Raw genomic sequence first — 18004 nt, 5'->3', positions numbered from 1 at the left:
GTTGCCCGTATCGTCGGGCAGTCGCTCGATTTTCAGGCGTTGTGTTCGTTCTTTCCGCGACGCGGGGCGATCGTCCCGTTCGCGGCGTCATTCAAGCCTGATTTTGAACAATCGTAGGAATTCGAATCGACGATTTCAAGGAGATTTTCGGGCGCGATGACGCGCGCGTCGGCGGCGGCATCTGTCGATACGTGCCGCGGCCGCGCGGCGGTTGCCTGCGTCGAGCGGCAATCCGGTAAACAATCGCTCGCGTTATCGACACGAATGGCTTCAGCCGTGACGGCTGGTCCGTTCCGGGCGGTTTTCCGTCCAGGGTTAGCCGTAGGGGGCCACCCGCGCGGGCAGTGGACTACGGCTGTCTCCATGGTCGACCATGGGTCCGGGTTGCATTGACGCCGCTATGATCGACCTGTCTCGCGACGCCGCCCGGGGGGAGGAGGAGCCTCCCATGAAGACGGTGACCGTGCCGGCCGGCGATGCCCGGTCGGCACGTACATCCGGTTCGCGCGGCAGTCCCGCGCCGCTGCTTACTGCCCGATGCTCGTGAAGGTCGGCAGCAGCACGCGATACACGTGAATCATCGCCGGCCCGAGCAACACGCACATCAGCGCCGGGAAGATGCAGAAGATCAGCGGGAACAGCAGCTTCAGCGCGATCTTCGCGGCGCGCTCCTCGGCGCGCATCCGCCGCCGCGTGCGCAGCATGTCGGACAGCACGCGCAGCGATTCGGCGATGCTCGTGCCGAAGCGGTCGGCCTGGATCAGCATCGCGCAGAACGATTCGATGTCTTCGACGCCGGTCCGCAGTGCCAGATTGCGCAGCGCAGTTTCCTTGGTGAATCCGGAACGCATCTCGAGCAGCAGCAAGTCGAGCTCGCTCGCGACCACTTCGCTGCGAAAGCGCAGTTCCTCGCTCACCCTCATCAGCGCCGCATCGAGCCCGAGCCCTGCTTCGACGCATACGGTCAGCAGGTCGAGCGCATCCGGAAAGTCCTCGAAGATCACCCGCTGACGCGTCGCGATCCGCCGCTTGAGGATCACGTTCGGCACGTAGTAGCCGATCCCGGCGAGCGCGACGAGGATGAACGACAGCAGCATGCGTTGACCTGCGAGCCGGGTCGTGGCGAGCGCCAGCAGCGCCGCGCCCGGCAGCGCCAGCGCGAGTACCGTCTTCGCCGCGAAGTAAAGCGCGCCCGCGTTCGGATCGCGCCAGCCGGCGTTCATCAGCCGGATCCGCAGCGGTGAATTCTCCCAGCCCTCCTGCGGCACCGACAGCCGGGAAATCGGTTGCGACAGCTCGACGAGCTTCGCGACCCAGCGCGATGCCTGCCCGCCGCCGTCGCCCGCGCCGGCGCCGATGCCGACACTTGCTCCGCTCGCCTGCTGGATCCGGCGCTCCATGTTGCGCGGCGCAAACAGCAGCATCGCGACCAGCACGCCGCCGGCGACGAAGATGAACAAGCCGGCCAGCATCACGGTATGTACTACGCTCAGGTTTTGCATGACAGCCTCGAATCGGTTCGTGAAGCCTGAGACACGCGTCAGACGCGAATCCGGATGATGCGGCGAATCCACAGCATGCCGAATGCCATCGACCCCAGCATCACGCCAACCATCTTGATGCCGGCCGGATCCTGCCAGAGCACCGACAGAAACTCCCGGTTCAACACCGCCATCATGCCCGCCGTGCCGAACGGCAGCAGCCCGAGGATCCAGGCCGACAGCCGCCCTTCCGCCGACAGCACGCGGACCTTGTCGAACAGCTTGAAGCGCTCGCGAACCAGCGATGCGATGCTGTCGAGCAGCTCGGCCAGGTTGCCGCCGGTCTCGCGCTGGATCAGCACCGCGATCACGAAGTAGCGCAGGTCATGGGCCGGCACGCGCGTCGCGAGGTTCACCAGCGCATCGTGCAGCGATACGCCGTAATTGATCTCGTCGAACGTGATCCGGAATTCACCGCCCATCGGATCGGGAAACTCCTCGCCGACCATGCCGAGTGCGCTCGTAAAGGAGTGGCCGGAGCGCAGCGCGCGCGCGATCATGTCGCAGATATCCGGTAGCTGGCGCTCGAGCTTGAGCATCCGCCGGTTGCGATGCCGCATCACGTACAAGGCCGGAAAGCATGCGGTCAGCAGCGCAATCGGCACCACGGCGATCAGCGGCAACGGGGTGAACGACAGGACGAGCATCGCCGTCACCGGCAATACCGCGCTGTACACGACGAGCTTCGCCACCGTCCAGTCGAGCCCCGATTGCTGCAGCAGCAGATCCACCGACTGCACACGCGGCATGCGCAGCAGCAGCCGGTCGAACGGTTTCGACTCGTCGAGCATCCGCTTCTTGAGAATCGACAGCCGCTCCTGCTGCACGCTGCCGCCGGCCGACATCGCGCGCAGGCGCGACTCGATCCGGCGTGCCGCGGCACCGTGGCGTGAGTTCCACCATTGATAGACACCTTCGATCGCGAGCACGACCGCGACGAAGGTGAGAATCACAAAACCGTAGAATATCGAGTCCATGAGACCTCCCCGGAATCAGACGAACGCGCGTCACTTCGTCTCGTAACGCTGCGCCGGGTCGTAGAGGGAATCCGGCAGGTTGATGCCGAACGCCTGCAGCCGCTCGGCGAACTTCGGCCGCACGCCGGTCGCGCAGAAGTGTCCGCGCACCGTTCCGTCGCGATCCATGCCGGTGCGCTTGAACGTGAAGATCTCCTGCATGTTGATGATGTCGCCTTCCATCCCGGTCAGCTCCTGGATGCTGACGATCTTGCGCTTGCCGTCGGTGAGCCGCGTCGCCTGGACCACCACCGAGATCGCCGACGCGATCTGCTGACGCATCGTCTTCGGCGGCAGCGTCAGGCCGCCGACGCTGATCATGTTCTCGAGCCGCGTGAGCGCATCGCGCGGCGTGTTGGCGTGAATCGTCGCGAGCGAGCCTTCGTGGCCGGTGTTCATCGCATTGAGCATGTCGAGCGCTTCCGCGCCACGCACTTCGCCGAGAATGATCCGGTCCGGCCGCATCCGCAGCGCATTGCGCACGAGCGTGCGCTGCGTGATCTCGCCCTTGCCCTCGATGTTCGGCGGCCGCGTTTCGAGCCGCAGCACGTGGGGCTGCTGAAGCTGCAGCTCCGCCGCATCCTCGATCGTCACGATCCGCTCCGATCGCGGGATGAAGCCCGACAGGATGTTGAGCAGCGTCGTCTTGCCGCTGCCGGTCCCGCCCGACACGAGCACGTTCACTTTCGCCCTGGCCAGCGCATCGAGCAGTTCCGCCATCGGCGGCGTGAGGCTCTGGTAACTCACGAGGTCGTCCATCTTCAGCGGGTTGACCGCGAAACGCCGGATCGACATCAGCGGCCCGTCGATCGCCGACGGCGGAATGATCGCGTTCACGCGCGAGCCGTCCGGCAAACGCGCATCGACCATCGGGGTCGATTCGTCGATGCGGCGCCCGACCCGCGACACGATCTTCTCGATCACCTTCATCAGGTGCGCGTCGTCGTAGAACGTCACGTCGGTCAGCTCGAGCTGGCCGGCGCGCTCGACGTACACCTGCCGGTACGTGTTCACGAGGATGTCGGAGATGCCGGGGTCGCGCAGCAGCGCTTCCAGCGGTCCGAAGCCGAACATTTCGTCGTACACGTCGATCACGAGCTGGCGCCGCTCGATGTCGTTCGCGAGCAAGCGCTCCTCGTCGAGGATGCGCGAGATCAGCGCCGCGATTTCCTGCCGGACCTGTTCCTGCGGCAGGCGTGACAGGCGCTCCAGCTCGACCCGTTCAAGAACCGCCAGATGAATTTCACGGCGCAGCTTCTGGTACGCGTCGCGTACCGACGAATGCGTCGCACCTGCCGGTTCGGTGCCCGCCGCCTGCGGCTGCGTCCGGTACAAGGACATCTGTTCGCGCAATGACATGATGGTTTCCCCGAAAGATTCACATGGACTTGAGCTTCGGCGTGGCCTTGCGGCCGAACAGCCGTGACATCAACGGTTCGCTGCTGGACGTGTCGTGCCGGGTGCGCACGTCCCCTTCGACGATCTGCTTCGCACAGGCCTGCAACGCACGCGTCACCGCGGCGCTGCGTGCGACGCGCGAGACCGGATGCCCCTGGTCGAGCGCCTCGCGCACGGTGTCGGCATCGTCGGGTATCGTGCTGCTCGCGTGCAGGCCGAGCACTTCCTCGAGCGCGGTGCGGGACCGTTCGCTCGAGCGCGTCATCCGGTTCACCACCAGCCGCATCTGGTCGGTCGGGTAGCCGAGCGACACGAGAATCTCCAGCAACCGGCGGCCCGCGCGCACGTGCGGCATCGCCGGCTGCAGCACGAGCTGGATCTGGTCGCTGCGATCCAGTGCGATCATCGACAGCGGATTGATGCTCACGCCGATGTCGAAGATCACGAAGTCGTAGCGCGGCGCCGCGACGCCGAGGATCCATTCGAGCGCATCCTCGCGCATCTCCGCGGCCTTGACCGGGTCGCCCGCACCCGCGAGCACGTGGAAGTTCTGCGTCACGTGCGCGACGCTCGCGTCGAGAAACGCGCCGTCCAGTCGCTCGATCTGCGCGCACAGCTGCGGCAGCGTCGACGGCGGCGTCTCGTCGCTGACGAGGAACGCGGCATCCGCGAACTGCTGGTTCAGATCGACCAGCAGCACGCGGCGCTTGTGGGTTTCGGCGATCTCGTACGCCACGTTGCTCGCGGCGAAGCTCGTGCCCGCGCCGCCCTTGCACGACATGAACGACACGAAGCGCGTATCGTCGCCGTCGCGCCGCGTGCTTTGCGCGGCGGCACGCTCGAGCGCGCGGGCGAGCGCCGCGGGATCGAGCGGCCACTGCAGCACGTCGCGCGCGCCGGCGCGCATCGCGTCGAGCAGCACGTTCGGCGCCGCATCGGCCGTCACCAGGATGCAGGTCAGGCCCGGGTGCAGCCGGCAGATCCGTTCGAGCGCCGACAGCTCGGACGCATCGGTCGTCGCGCCGTCGATCAGCAGGATGTCGAATGAATCGAGCCCGTCCGTTCGATGCTCGATCTGGGACGGCCGTCCATGCGCTCGGGTCACGCGATAGTGTCCGCTGTCGGTGACCAGGCGCGCGGTCTGCGTGAGCCGGGCGGTATCGTCGGCAGCTACGAGGATATTGATCATGACTGTGCCTCGTCGGTTTCGATTATTGACAGGCGCTACCGCCCGTCGAGGAGTTCAGGCTTTCCCGCGACATCGTCGTGGTGAACGGCGGCATCGTGATCGCGACGTTCGCGATCGGAATCATCGTCCTGACCGTGACGTTGGTGATGCTGACGGTCACGAACGAGCAGGAGCTCACGTCGCAACCTGACGGCGTGTAGCTCACCGACACGTTCGCGTTCGACAGCATCGGCATCAGCGACTTCACGCGCTTCACGACACCGGCGGCGTTCACGTCGCAGACGATCGCCGTGCGTGCGCCGAGCCGGATGGCCTCGGTCGCGGTGTTCCAGTAAAACAGCACGCGCCCGAATTCGAAGATGCCGATCAGCAGCATGATCAGGATCGATGCGATCAGCGCGAACTCGACGATCGTCGCGCCGCGTTGGCCGCGACGGCGCGACAGCGGAAAGGGGCGCGCGTTCATGACACTTGCCTCATCACGGTGACGATGTTGCCGAAGGTGATCGACGACAGCCCCGGATAGGCCGGAATCGGCTGGTACTGGTAGCCCTTCACCTTCACCTCGACGACGTTGATGCTGCCGGTCGCCGTGCCGCTCGCCGCGTTGTTAGTCGAGTCGTAGGTCGGCAGGTTCGCGAACTGCGGCGGGTCGGACGCGTCGGCGCAATCGGTCGAATGCGCGGCGTCGCACACGATCACCATCGATGTCGTGAGCCCCGGCACCAGCTCGGTGCCGGCAGACCCGCAGGTCGTGTTGCCGTAGACGACCAGGCACTGCGCCGCCGCGAGCGGATAGCCGCTGTCGGCCGGCAGATAGACCGACAGGTAGCGCGCTGCGTCGCGCGTCGCCTTGGTGAGGGTCTCGTACTGATAGATCGCGCGGCCGAACTCGGCCACACCGGTCGCGAGCACGATCATCGGCATCAGCACGAGCGCGAACTCGACCGCGGCGACACCACGCATGCGCGACCGGCGAATCGGGAACCTTTTCATGATCGCGTCTCCTCTATTGAACGAGCATCGGCACCTTGAGGCCGACCGAGCTGCCGCTGCCCGGCAAACCGTGCGTCGCGCAAGGCGTGTTGCCGGATGACGCCGAGCCGAGGTATTCGAGATGCGCGACGACCCCGCCGGCGCCCGGGCTGAACGGCAGCGGATCGAGCATCAGCACGCAGTCCCACTGCGTGACGGTCAACTGATTGCTTGCCCCATTCAGCGTCGAGCAGTCGCCCTCGGGGGCAAGCGCGACGCGGCGGTCGCCGCCGAACGTCTGATAGTTGCTTGCCGTGGCGGTCCCTTTGGTCGCAATGCCGCTGCCGGCAGGCGGCGCGCCGTCGCCCTGGTAGGACTTGAAGCTTGCGCGATCGAGCACGAACTGCGTGTACGCGTCGCCGACGATGCCAGCGGTTCCCGGCGGCCCGTAGTTGGGGCCGACGTATGCGTAGCCGGTGAAGTCCGGCTGGCCGCTCGAGCCATTGGCGCCGTTCGTGTAGATGCCGAAGCGGGTATTCCAGGCGCGCAGCGACGCGGACTTCAGACCCGTCGAACCGAGCTTGGGCGGCGACGTGATGTTGCAGGTATTGCCGGACAATTCGCTTGCGATCGTCGGCTCGTTCGTCGAACCGTCAAGCGCGGCCCAGCCGAAGTTGCCGGGCCCGTACGTCGACGACGAGCCGGAAGGCGACGCGATCCAGTCGCCGACCTTGTACGGCGCGGTGGACGACGCCCGGCACACGAACACCGGAATCGCACAGGTCGTCTGCCCGGCGCCCACCGTCGCGATCGCGCTCGCCGAAACCTGCGCCGCGTTCGCGACCCGCACGCCGGGAATCGTGTTGAGCACTTCGATGAACCAGTGCGCGATGTTGGTCAACTGCGCGGTGCACTTCACGTACTTGATGTTCGCCGGCGTGGCGACGGCCGACTTCGTCAGGAACGAATTGGTCAGCGAATCGCTGAACGTGACGTTCGAATCCGTTTGCATCTGCACCGCGTTCTGCTGAAAGAACGCGAAATTCGAGTGGCCGGCGGCGATGCCGTCCGCCTCCGCGACCTGCAGGCTGATGGCCGACGTGAGGTCGCGCGCAGCGGACAGCGCGCATGAGTCGGCGCTGTTCTGAAGTTCGCTGCGCGTGACGTACAGCTTGCCAAGGTCCAGCGCGAGACCGACGAACCCGATCATCACCGCCAGTGCGAGGCCGACGATGATCGCGACGGCGCCTTGCTGGCGACGCATACCGCGACGCGTGAGTTTCGGATGACGAGCTGCGCTGGACATGGCGTTCTCCCTGAGCGTGCCTGTGTTATTGCCCCGACGACTTGCCGATCCCGATCACGAATGCATTGGCTTTCGGCTCGGGCTGCCTGAACGACTTGTCGTAGTTGTCGAGCGCGGCCGCGGCGGCGCTGCCGTCGACCCCCTGCCGCGAGGCCGCGTGTTCGGCGGCATGCGGATCGATGATCTGGGCTTGCGTGACGGCGCGGACCGAGTCGCCGAAGCGGCTGTCCCACACCGGCGTGGACGACATGCAGCCGGCAAGCGCGAACGCGAGCGGGACGGCGAGCGCCGCACGGCGCACGAATACGAGGTAGGCGGATTTCATGAGCTTCCCCTTGGATGGCTTCAACGATCGTTGGACGCGGGTTCCGCATTCGCCCGCGCGATCTGCGCGTGGGTGGCGGCCGGCAGACTCTGCTTCGAACGCGGCGCCGGTTTTGCCGGCGTGTCGGAGCCGGCCGCCGCGAGACGCGCGGCAGCGGCTTCGATGCGCGCGATCCGTGCCGCGCTGGCCGCGTCGGCCTGCGGTTGCGGCCGCAACGGCACGGCAGGCACCGGTTCGACGTTCACCGCCCCCGCCGTGGCGGCCGCTGCAGCCGCCGGCTTCTCGGGCTGCGCCGGCACCGGTGCCGGTGCTTCGGCAGGTTGCGGCGCACGCGGTGCGGGCAGCGCGGCGGCCGGTGCAGCCGATTGCGGCGCGGGAGCCGGTGCCGGCGTCTGCGGTGCATTCATCGCGCCGCTCGCCGGTTGCGCGCCCGCCTTGCGGACACCCTTGCGGCCTTCCATGTTGCCGGTCGCATACACGTCTGCTTCGTTGGGCTTCGAGAAGCTGTCGGTCGGCAGCGGCAGGTCGGCGGTCTGCAGCGGCCTCACCAGGTGCGGCGTGATCACGAAGATCAGCTCGGTGCGGTCCTGCTGGAACGACGTGCTGCGGAACAGCGCGCCGAGCACCGGCACCTCGCCGACACCGGGGATCGCCTTCAGCGCGCCGCTCGCGTTGTCCTTGATCAGCCCGCCGATCGCGAACGATTCGCCGTCGCCCATCTGGACCGTCGTCGACGCGCGCCGGGTCGTGATCAGCGGCAGGATCGAGGTGCCGCCGATGTTGGTCGCGCTCAGCGTGACCCCCGTCTGCGACAGTTCCGACACTTCCGGCGCGACCTTCAGGCTGATCCGGCCGTTGCCCAGCACCGTCGGCGTGAACTTCAGCGCGACGCCGAACTCCTCTTCCTGCAGCGTGATCGTCGACGTGCCCGTCCCGCTGCTCTGCGGTACCGGGATGAAGATCTTGCCGCCGGCGAGGAACGTCGCTTCCTGGCCGCTGATCGTCACGAGGTTCGGCTCCGCGAGGATCTTGACGAGGTTGTCGGTGTTCTGCGCATCGGCCGCGATGCTGAACGGCTTGTTGTTCGCCTTGTTGAAGACCGCGGCGCTTGCGACACCCGCGAGCAGGTTGCTGACGAGCGCGCCGCTCCAGGAGCCGAAGCCGCCCTGGATGTTGAATGCGCTGCCCATCTGGTTGATCAGCGTCTTCGACACTTCGGCGACCTTCACCTCGAGCATCACCTGCTGCGGCGACGTGACGGCCAGCATGTTCAGCACGCCGGCGCCCTTGCCGCTGCCGTCACCGGCGCTTTCGCTGTACGCGCGGGCGATCTGCACCGCCTGCTGCGCGGCCTGCGAGTTCGACACGTTGCCCGCCAGCACGATCGTGCCGGCGGCAGTCGAGACGTGGATGTCGCGCTCGTTCGGCATCAGCTGCGTCAGCGACGCCTGCAAGCCGCCGGCGTCCGCGCCGACCGCCACGTCGATCACGCGGCATGCGCCGCTGCGGCCCTGCACGATCATGTTGGTCGTGCCGACCGTCAGCCCGAGGATGTACAGCGTCTGCGGCGACACCATCGTCGCCTGCGCGACGGCCGGGTTGCCGATGGTCCGGTTGCGGACCGGCTCCGGCATCGGCACCAGCAGCGACTTGCCGAGCGGCACGCTGACGCTGGTCGACTCGCGCACCGCGCCCACGCAATTCGGTCCACGCAGCGGGCCTGCCGATGCGGCAGGCGCGGCGGCAACCGCCGGCGCCATGCTGATCGTCATCTGCATCGGCCCCTTGGCGACGGCAGCCGGCGCGCTCGCGCCGCCCTTCATCAGCGCGGCCGATTCCGCGCCTTCCTGGGCCAGCGCGCTGTATACCGTCAGCCACCCCGTACACAGGATCGCGGCCATCATCGTGCCCCGTGCGATGCGTGTGCGCACCGGGCCGGTACCTGAATGTTGCGGATTGATCTTCATTTCGTCTGATCCCCCGAGTGACCGGCGAGCCGCCGGTTGTCGACTTCCAAGGCCGCCGTGCCCTGACGGCGGCCGATCTGGTTGATGTGGTTATCTGGATGTGTGTTCTACGGCTTCAGAAGCATTCGACGCTGCCCCGCACTCCGGTCAGCACGCCGACACAATCGTGGCGCGCCTCCGGTGCCGCGTGCGACGCGACGTGCACGCGCACGGTGCGTACGCGTTCGTGTACCGGTGCGGGCGGTGCATCCGGCACCGGAGCCTTGCCGAGCAGCGTCAGCTTGGTCGCGCCGTCGGTCGTCAGCGTCTTCTGGTCGACCTGGTTGCGCAGCACGAGCGACAGCGTGCCGACGCTGCGCGCGAGGTCGAGGCGTTCGGCCTGGTCGGGCGTGACTTCGAGCGTCACCGCGTTGACCACCTTCGGTGCGGTGTCGTCGCGGCTGACCTGCTGCGCGACGGCCAGCACCAGGATGTGCTCGAGCACGATCTTGGAGATGCTCTGCCCGTCGGTCTTGCCCTGCTGTTCCTGCGTGTTGACGATCACGTCGACGTAGTTGCCCGGCAGCGCGAAGCCCGCGACGCCGACCACGTCGTTCACGCGCACGGTGATCGCGCGGCTGCCGTCGGCGATCACGGCGGACAGCCCGCCTTTCGTGCCGACCGGCGCGAGCTTCGACTCGATCACCGGCTCGCCGCGCGCGAGGCTCGTGCGCACGACGCGCCCTTCGAGTTCCTTCGTGTCGGTGAACGCGCCGGTCGGCACGCTGCCCGACGGCCAGCTCACCATGCGGATCTGGTTCGGCCCGAGCGGCTCGCCCAGGTTCAGGTCGGTGGTCGCCACCGCGACCGACGTGACCGAGCTGCTGGATGTATTCATCAACCAGCGGGACGCGAACACGACCGCGGCAAGCCCCGCGACCATCGCGACGATCAGCATCATGAGCGCTCGACTGTTTTTCATGGCAATGCTCCTCAACGAATCGTGAAAGAAACGGCTCAACCGGTTATGACTGTGTGACCGCCGTGCTCGGCAGGCGGCAGATATCCGCCGTCGCGCTCGGGCGCCGTGCCGAAATAACTGGCCCATGCGTCGTGCAGCGCGTCGTGCGTCACTTCGGGCGGATCGCCGCGATACCGCGCGCCGGCGGCGACGAGGCGCAGCAGATCCATCGGGAAGCATGCGAGATATGCCTTGCCGGTCGGCAGGTGCAGCCGGTGCAGCAGATAGTCGAAGGCGTCCTGTGACGACACCAGTCCGAGCGACTCGCATGCGGCGTCGAACACCGCGCGGTAGTGGTCGATCGACAGCGCGCCGACGTGAAGCTTGGAGCCGAGCCGGCGCATGAATGCGTCGTCGGCGAACTGCTCCGGCGCCAGGTTGCTCGAGAACACCGGCCAGACGTCGAACGGCAGCACGAATCGATTGCCGGACTCGAGCGTCAGGAAGTCGACGCCGCGATCGAGCGGACGCAGCCAGCGGTTGAGCAGGTCGCGCGGCTCGACGCGCTGGCGGCCGAGATCGTCGACGATGTACATGCCCATGTTCGCCTTCATGTGCGGCGGCGCCTGGTAGAAGCCCGCCGCTTCATCGCGGCGCAGGTCGAGCTCGTCGAGCGTCAGCTCGCCGCCGGACATCACGACCGGCCGTTCGCACAGGCGCCAGCGGCGATCGATCGACTGGCCCTCCGTTTGCGACGGCGCGTCGACGTGCACGAGCGGATCGTAGATCTGGATCACTTCCCCGGCGGCGTAGATCGCATACGGCACCGGTACATGGCCGCCCATCAACGCGCCGAGCCGCTCGGCGAGGAAGGTCTTGCCGCTGCCGGCGGGGCCGTAGATCAGCAGCGGACGGCCGGAGTTCAGCGCGGCGGCCGCCGAGTCGAGTACCGACGTGTCCATCACGACGCCTTCGAATACGGCCCATACGTCGTTCTGGGCCACGCGCAGCTTGCGCACCGAATGGGTGGACACGCAGTCGAGATACGCGTCGAGCGTCACCGGCGCGGGCCCGCTGTACGTGCTGCGCGCGCATTCTTCGAGCGCGGCCACGCGGCCCGCGTCGGTCAGGCGGAACGTCACGTCGAGGTCCGTCTTGCCGCGATGGGTGAGTTCGACCAGATGCTCGCGTACCAGGAACGCGAAGATGTCGTCGAGCACCGCGAGCGGCAGGCAGTGGCGCTCGATCAGGTCGCCGTAGGACGGCCGGCCAAGCACCAGCGTCGACTTCAGCACGAGCCCCGCGACGAACGACTGGCTCAGTCCGGTTTCCTCGAGCGAGCGCGGCGCGGCAGGCAACTGTGTGCCCGGTTTCGCATACGCCTCCCGCAACGGCGACGGATGCGGCAGGTGCGTAACCTGCGCGTCGCGCTTCGGTTCGGTGGGGATCGTGTTCATGTGCGTTTCATCCTCGTTGCGGGTTCGTCGCGCTAGACGCGCGAAACGAACAGCATGCCCAGCGTGCCGGCGGCAATCGCGACGCCATACGGCAACGCGCCGACCGACGCGACTTCCACGGGGCCGTCGGTTGCCCCTGCATACGCGCGGATCGAGCGATGCGCGATCAGCGCCCGGACGTTCGCCCACATCTGGCGCATGCGCCCGCGCACCAGCACAAGGCCGATCGCGCCGATCCCGCCGGCCAGAAAGGTGGCCAGCACGATGTAGAACGTCATCTGCGCGCCGACCCATGCGCCGATCGCCAGGATCAGCTTCACGTCGCCTGCGGCCATCCCGCGCAGCAGATAGAACGGCAGCAGCATGCCGAAGCCGGTCGCCGCGCCGCCAAGCCACGCGAGTGCGCCGGCCTGGACCCCGTGCAGCGCGCACTGGGCGATCAGCGCACCGGCCAGCCCGATCGCGACGAGCCGGTTCGGGATGCGTCGGCTCGTGATGTCCGTGCTGGCCGCGACGACGACGAGCACCGTCACGCACAACGGGACCGGATAAGGCAGCGCGGCAGGCAACATGGCGAACCTCGATTGGCTGTAATAGTCGGAATCACTGACCCAGTGCGGTATTGACCGCCGCGGTCACGATCGACGCGATCATGTTGTACGCGTCTTCAACCGAACCTTTCAGTGTGACCACGCTTCCCAGCACGATGGTGGCGAATACTGCCGCGATCAGCGCGTACTCGATCGACGTCACCCCCTGCTCGTCGCCGATCCATCGCGATACCGCTACCGCACGTCCGCTGGTCCGCATGACAGCCTCCGATTCAGTTGGTCAAGAGAGCGGGGAGACTCGCGCAGTGCACCGGCCGAGTCGTCCGCCGTTCGATCCATTCGACATCTGTTGGTTGAGTGTCCGGCCCTGCACGATCGACGGGATGGCGACGAACGGGCCGGACCCACCGTTCGCCGCCCCGCCATTCAGATCGCCGCGTTGAGATCGTCTGCAATCGTGTTGAAGACGGTCTTGAGGTCGTTGCCGACCAGCGTCAGTGCTGCAACGAGGCCAACTGCGATCAGTGCGGCAATCAGGCCGTATTCGATGGCCGTCACGCCTTGTTCGTCTTGAACGAAACCGCGGATCTTCTGGATGAACGTGGACATGGCTACTCTCCTTTCGCACTACTATGAAAATCCCGTTGTCGGGGATCGACGCGGGGAGCGGGGGTACTACCGGAACAACACAAGGATTCGGATGCTGCGCTCAGCGACGCACACGGCAGGGTACGAGCCTGGCCTGGCGAACGATGGTCGGTGAGCTGATGCGTGCGATATCCATGCGCGCTGCGATCTGGCGAATGACGCGATCGAGCAGAACGGCGAAACGACCGTTCCGTGCATGAATACGGATTGAGCGGATGACGCTGATGCGTCGATGCAACTGCGGGTCTTCTGCGCGGCATGCGAGCCGCGGCGTGCTCTGGTCTTTCATTTTTATTCCCCAATGCTGTCATGTGATTCTTTTTGCGCGGACAATGCCGTCGCCTATTCGCCCAGTCGACGTTTCCGGCGGTTTTCAAGGCCTGGGCGGCGTATTCCCCGACGCGCCCTCGATCCGTTGCTTTCCGCAGGTGATTGAATCCGGTCTTGTCAGCCTGTTGCTTCAACCGGTCGTTCATCACGTCGTCGACTGTCGTGCGGACCTTGACGCAAAGAGCAGGCCAGCCGGAGGGAAAACGAGGCGCATCAAGGGTTCCGGCGATTCACCCGTCGACCGGGTTTCGGCGCACTGCACAAAATGTTTCAGATTTGATATACGCATGCGGGCCGGCGCCGCGTGCCGGCAGCGCGCCGCCGTGCTGTGCAAGGGCGCCAAAAAAATTTCTCGGGATTTTCCCGAATCCGGATCACCCGTCGCCCGACGCGCATTCCGCATACCGCCGGAGCGGTGAAAAACACGGAATGTTTCAAGCGAGAAACATCGTTTGCGCCGGTGCGGTTTTCTCAGACGTGAAAACCCGCTTTTCAGCCATATCGCCGTCGAATCGCGATTCCACGATTCAGCCCGCGGTTTGCGTCACGCGATTTTTTCTCCAACAATGCATTCACCGGACAGCGCCATCGAGCGCGATTCGATCCGGATACACGACAACACAAAATGGCTGCCGAAGCTCAGGCAGCCTTCACTGCAAACGGGGCATCATGTACACAGCCAATCGTGGAGTGCGCTATCGCGCCAAACGCTGTGCTCAATGGTTGACGGCTGACCGGATCGTTCCGTACAGCTGCGTCATGCTGCTGCTGTGCGTGACCTTTCTGATCGTCTGGGGCGTCGTAACGGACGCCTTCACGTCACAGTCGACGGCCCGACCGGGTGTCGACTTCTCCGTCTTCTGGACCGCGTCGCAACTCGTGCTGCAAGGCCACGCCGCAGCGATCTACGATCCGGTCTTCTTCTCTCATGCCGAGGTCGCGCGGTTCGGTGCCTACATCGGTCACCAATCGCTGCCCTGGCTCTATCCGCCGACGATGCTGCTGTTCATCGCGCCGGTTGCCCTCGTGCCTTTCCTGCCCGCGTATTTCCTCTTTTTTGCGGGCAGTCTTTTATGCTACGCGTATGCCGCCCTGAGACTGTCGGGCCTGCGTGCGCACCTGCCCGTTCCGCGCGCCGCGGCGCTCGTGGTGCTCGCCTATTCGGGCGTGTTCGCGTCCATCCTGTACGGGCAGAACAGCATCCTGACCGCCGGCATCGCCGCGCTCGCGCTGCATTTCCTCGGCCGACGCCCGATCGTCGCCGGCATGCTGATCGGGTTGCTCGCCATCAAGCCGCAGATGGCGATGGTGTTCCCGTTCGTGCTGATCGCGACGCGCTCGTGGCGAACCTTCATGTCGGCGGCGATCACGACCGTGCTGTTCACCATGGCCGGCATTGCACTGACCGGCACGGGCTCCCTGAGCGGCCTGGCCCATGCGATGTCGATCGTGCGCGGCATGCACTTCACCCTTCCCGCCTACTGGTTCGTTTCGCCGACGACGTTCGCGGCGCTCCGCCTCGCGGGTGCATCGATTCCGGCCTCGCTCGCCGCGCAAGCCGCCGTGGGATTGCTCGCCATCACCGCCGCCGTTCAGGTCTGGCGTCGCACGGACGACATGCGGCTGCGCGGCGCGGCGCTGGTGGTCGCCACGCTGTTGTCGACGCCCTATCTGTGGCATTACGAACTGGCCTGGCTCGGCATCGCGGTCTTCTGCCTGATCGCCCACGGGCTCGATGAAGGCTGGCTGCCGGGAGATCAGATCGTGATCGTGCTCGCGTGGTTGTTGCCGGTATTCGAGGTGTTCAACCGGATCACGCGGCTGCCGCAGATCGGCCCGGTCGTGCTGCTCGCCGTCCTGTTCGTCGTCGTGCGTCGCTCGACCCTCGCGTCGCGGAATGCGCAATGAAAACGCCACTCTCCCTTCTGCACGCCGATTCGGCCCTCGACGCTCATCCGGAACTGCCGATCGCCGGCCCGCGCCGTTTCCCGCATTGGCTCAATCGCGATCGGGTACGCCTCTATGCGGCGGCCGTACTGTTCACCGAGTTGCTGTTCATCTGCATCTATCTCGCACGCGTGCATGGGTCGCATACGTCCGTGCCCGAACCGCTCGCGCAGGATTTCGCACCGATCTGGAGCGCCGCGCGGCTCGCCGCGCTCGGGCATGCGGTGGACGCATGGCAGTTCTCCTCGCTCTTCGCGATCGAGAAACTCGCGATCCCGACGCTGAACGCCGCGGACGGCTCGCTGCCGTGGCTCTATCCGCCGACCATGCTGCTGTTGGTGCTGCCGCTCGGCTGGATGCCGTACCTGCTCGCGCTGGTGCTGTGGCTCGGCGGGACCTGCATGCTGTTCGCGGTGACGATCCGCGCCACCGTGCAGCGCGATGCCGCGATGCTCTGCGCGCTCGCGTTCCCCGGCGCGTTCCTCACGGTGATCGTCGGGCAGACGAGCCTGCTGACCGCGACGCTCGCCGGCCTCGGACTGCTGACGCTGAATCGTCGCCCCGTCATCGCCGGCATCTGCTTCGGTCTGCTGACGATGAAGCCGCAGATGGCGGTCCTGTTTCCGCTCGCGCTGCTTTGCGCCGGACAATGGCGCGCACTGGCCGCATGGGCCGCGACGATCGCCGCGGGCGTCGTACTGACGATGCTCGCGTTCGGGATCGGGTCGTGGATCGCGTTCGCGCACGGCATCAACGACGCGTATCAGACGGTCAACGCGGGCCACGTCAAGCTCGCGCGCATGCCGACCGTGTTCGCGCTCGCCACCCTCGCCGGCTGGCCCGCCTACATCGCGCGCGGCCTGCAGCTGCTGTCGGCCGCGGCCGCCGCGATCGCCGTCGTGTACGCGTGGCGCGGCGCGTGTTCGTACGCGCTGCGCGCCGCCACGCTCGCCTGCGCATGCCTGATCGTCAGCCCGTACCTGTACGACTACGACCTGACCTGGTACGGGCTCGTGATCGCGTGGTATGTGCGCTATGCGTGGACGCACGGCTGGCGCCGCTTCGATCGCGAATGGCTGATGCTGATGTGGGCGACGCCGCTCGCCGGTCTCGCGATCGTCACGCATCTGCCGTTCCAGTTCATGCCGCTCGTCACACTGGCATCGCTGGCGCTGCTCGTCAGCCGGATTGCACAAGAAAGGCACGACGTGCCGTCGATGCCCGACGCACGCGACAACTCGACCGAGACCGGCTTCCCGCATCCGGTCCGCTCACACCACCGCCCGGCGCACGGACTGCGCCGCACCGGCCGCCCGACCTTCGGTGCCGGCCGCTGACACGCACGTCATTTCAGGGGAACCCACCATGCGCGAACCACTCTACACACCGCTCGTCTCGCTGGTCGTACCGTTCTACAACGAAGGCGAGGCCGTCGAACGCTTCTTCGACGTCGTGATTCCGCTGATGGCCGAACTCGATTCGATCCGCTTCGAAATCGTCTGCGTGAACGACGGCAGCCGCGACGACACCCTCGAACGCCTGATCCGGGTCAGCATGATCGACCGCCGCGTGCGCGTCATCGATCTCACCCGCAACTTCGGCAAGGAAGCGGCACTGACGGCCGGCCTCGACGAAGCGGCCGGCGACGCGGTGATTCCGCTCGACGCCGACCTGCAGGACCCGCCGAGCCTGATTCCGGTGATGCTCGAACACTGGCGCGACGGCGCGGAAGTCGTCGCCGCAAAGCGCAGCAGCCGCGCGTGCGATTCGTTCGCGAAGCGCACCGCCGCCGCGATCTACTACCGCGTGCACAACATGCTGTCGGACGTGAAGCTGCCGGAGAACGTCGGCGACTTCCGGCTGATGGACCGCAAGGTCGTGAACGCGCTGCGCAGCCTGCCCGAGCGTCATCGCTTCATGAAGGGGCTGTTCGCGTGGGTCGGCTACCAGACCGTGATCATCGAGTATCAGCGTGAAGCGCGCAGCGCCGGACACTCGAAATTCTCCGGCTGGAAGCTGTGGAACTTCGCGCTCGAGGGAATCACGAGCTTCAGCACCGTGCCGCTGCGCAGCTGGACCTACATCGGCCTCAGCATCGCCGCACTCGCATTCCTGTACGGCGCGTTCATCGTGGGCCGCACGCTGCTGTTCGGCAACCCGGTGCTCGGCTATGCGTCGCTGCTGTCGGTGACGCTGTTCATCGGCGGGATCGAGCTCGTCGGCATCGGCGTGGTCGGCGAGTACATCGGACGCATCTACGACGAGTCGAAACAACGCCCGGTCTATCTGATTCGCCGCCGCTACCAGACGCACGCCAAGGTGATCGAACTGCCGGTCGCGCGCGATACGCGGCGCCCGAACGCACGCCGCCGCGCGCAGCCGGCCCGCGTGCGGGTGGGCGAGCGCTGAGCAGC

Annotated in this window: 18 protein-coding genes; 4 read left to right on the top strand and 14 right to left on the bottom strand. The window is 66.4% G+C overall.

The features are described from left to right. Nucleotides 1-527: 527 nt before the first annotated feature. From ACV22V_RS16190 to ACV22V_RS16125, 14 genes are all read right to left on the bottom strand, one after another. Entirely contained in the window at nt 528-1502 is a 975-nt protein-coding gene (locus ACV22V_RS16190; protein ID WP_059690485.1) for a type II secretion system F family protein, read from the bottom strand. 38 nt (nt 1503-1540) lie between these two features. After that, nucleotides 1541-2518 (bottom strand): type II secretion system F family protein, encoded by a 978-nt coding sequence (locus ACV22V_RS16185; RefSeq protein WP_448014629.1) that lies wholly within the window; start codon nt 2516-2518, stop codon nt 1541-1543. A 30-nt stretch (nt 2519-2548) separates the two neighbouring features. Further along, on the bottom strand, nt 2549-3916 hold the full coding sequence (locus tag ACV22V_RS16180) for a CpaF family protein (RefSeq protein WP_059536051.1): 1368 nt from the start codon (nt 3914-3916) through the stop codon (nt 2549-2551). Nucleotides 3917-3935: 19 nt separating this feature from the next. After that, the gene (locus tag ACV22V_RS16175; protein WP_448014627.1) at nt 3936-5144 is read right to left on the bottom strand and encodes an AAA family ATPase; all 1209 of its coding nucleotides are present in this window, start codon (nt 5142-5144) and stop codon (nt 3936-3938) included. Between the two features lie 22 nt (nt 5145-5166). After that, a complete protein-coding gene (locus ACV22V_RS16170; RefSeq protein WP_059536043.1) occupies nt 5167-5610 on the bottom strand; it encodes a TadE/TadG family type IV pilus assembly protein in 444 nt (147 codons plus the stop codon). Further along, nucleotides 5607-6140, bottom strand: coding sequence for a TadE/TadG family type IV pilus assembly protein (locus tag ACV22V_RS16165; protein WP_059536039.1), 534 nt, complete (start codon nt 6138-6140; stop codon nt 5607-5609). The genes ACV22V_RS16170 and ACV22V_RS16165 overlap by 4 nt, the downstream gene beginning before the upstream one ends. A gap of 13 nt (nt 6141-6153) precedes the next feature. Then, nucleotides 6154-7425: a pilus assembly protein TadG-related protein gene (locus ACV22V_RS16160; protein ID WP_448014624.1), complete on the bottom strand. Its 1272-nt coding sequence runs from the start codon at nt 7423-7425 to the stop codon at nt 6154-6156. A gap of 25 nt (nt 7426-7450) precedes the next feature. Beyond that, nucleotides 7451-7750 (bottom strand): hypothetical protein, encoded by a 300-nt coding sequence (locus ACV22V_RS16155; RefSeq protein WP_059536033.1) that lies wholly within the window; start codon nt 7748-7750, stop codon nt 7451-7453. Between the two features lie 20 nt (nt 7751-7770). Beyond that, nucleotides 7771-9717: a type II and III secretion system protein family protein gene (locus tag ACV22V_RS16150; RefSeq protein ID WP_448014622.1), complete on the bottom strand. Its 1947-nt coding sequence runs from the start codon at nt 9715-9717 to the stop codon at nt 7771-7773. 115 nt (nt 9718-9832) lie between these two features. Further along, a complete protein-coding gene (cpaB, locus tag ACV22V_RS16145) occupies nt 9833-10678 on the bottom strand; it encodes a Flp pilus assembly protein CpaB (RefSeq protein ID WP_059536027.1) in 846 nt (281 codons plus the stop codon). Between the two features lie 35 nt (nt 10679-10713). Next, nucleotides 10714-12114 (bottom strand): ATP-binding protein, encoded by a 1401-nt coding sequence (locus ACV22V_RS16140; RefSeq protein ID WP_448014621.1) that lies wholly within the window; start codon nt 12112-12114, stop codon nt 10714-10716. 32 nt (nt 12115-12146) lie between these two features. Continuing rightward, the gene (locus ACV22V_RS16135; protein WP_448014619.1) at nt 12147-12686 is read right to left on the bottom strand and encodes an A24 family peptidase; all 540 of its coding nucleotides are present in this window, start codon (nt 12684-12686) and stop codon (nt 12147-12149) included. Between the two features lie 31 nt (nt 12687-12717). Beyond that, complete coding sequence (locus ACV22V_RS16130) at nt 12718-12924, bottom strand: Flp family type IVb pilin (protein ID WP_059536016.1); 207 nt, start codon at nt 12922-12924, stop codon at nt 12718-12720. A 167-nt stretch (nt 12925-13091) separates the two neighbouring features. Beyond that, on the bottom strand, nt 13092-13274 hold the full coding sequence (locus ACV22V_RS16125; protein WP_059451855.1) for a Flp family type IVb pilin: 183 nt from the start codon (nt 13272-13274) through the stop codon (nt 13092-13094). 254 nt (nt 13275-13528) lie between these two features. Between ACV22V_RS16125 and ACV22V_RS16120 the strand changes: the two genes are divergently transcribed. The 4 genes from ACV22V_RS16120 (at nt 13529) to ACV22V_RS16105 (ending at nt 17999) form a co-directional block, all read left to right on the top strand. Then, a complete protein-coding gene (locus ACV22V_RS16120; protein WP_448014617.1) occupies nt 13529-14062 on the top strand; it encodes a hypothetical protein in 534 nt (177 codons plus the stop codon). A 250-nt stretch (nt 14063-14312) separates the two neighbouring features. Then, the gene (locus ACV22V_RS16115) at nt 14313-15551 is read left to right on the top strand and encodes a glycosyltransferase family 87 protein (RefSeq protein ID WP_448014649.1); all 1239 of its coding nucleotides are present in this window, start codon (nt 14313-14315) and stop codon (nt 15549-15551) included. Continuing rightward, nucleotides 15548-16927, top strand: coding sequence for a glycosyltransferase family 87 protein (locus tag ACV22V_RS16110; RefSeq protein WP_448014615.1), 1380 nt, complete (start codon nt 15548-15550; stop codon nt 16925-16927). Before ACV22V_RS16115 ends, ACV22V_RS16110 begins: the two co-directional genes overlap by 4 nt. Nucleotides 16928-16955: 28 nt before the next feature. Continuing rightward, complete coding sequence (locus ACV22V_RS16105; RefSeq protein WP_059536007.1) at nt 16956-17999, top strand: glycosyltransferase family 2 protein; 1044 nt, start codon at nt 16956-16958, stop codon at nt 17997-17999. The last annotated feature ends 5 nt before the right edge of the window (nt 18000-18004 follow it).

Source organism: Burkholderia sp. AW33-5, assembly GCF_053427615.1.
This window is presented reverse-complemented; position numbering and strand designations above follow the sequence as displayed.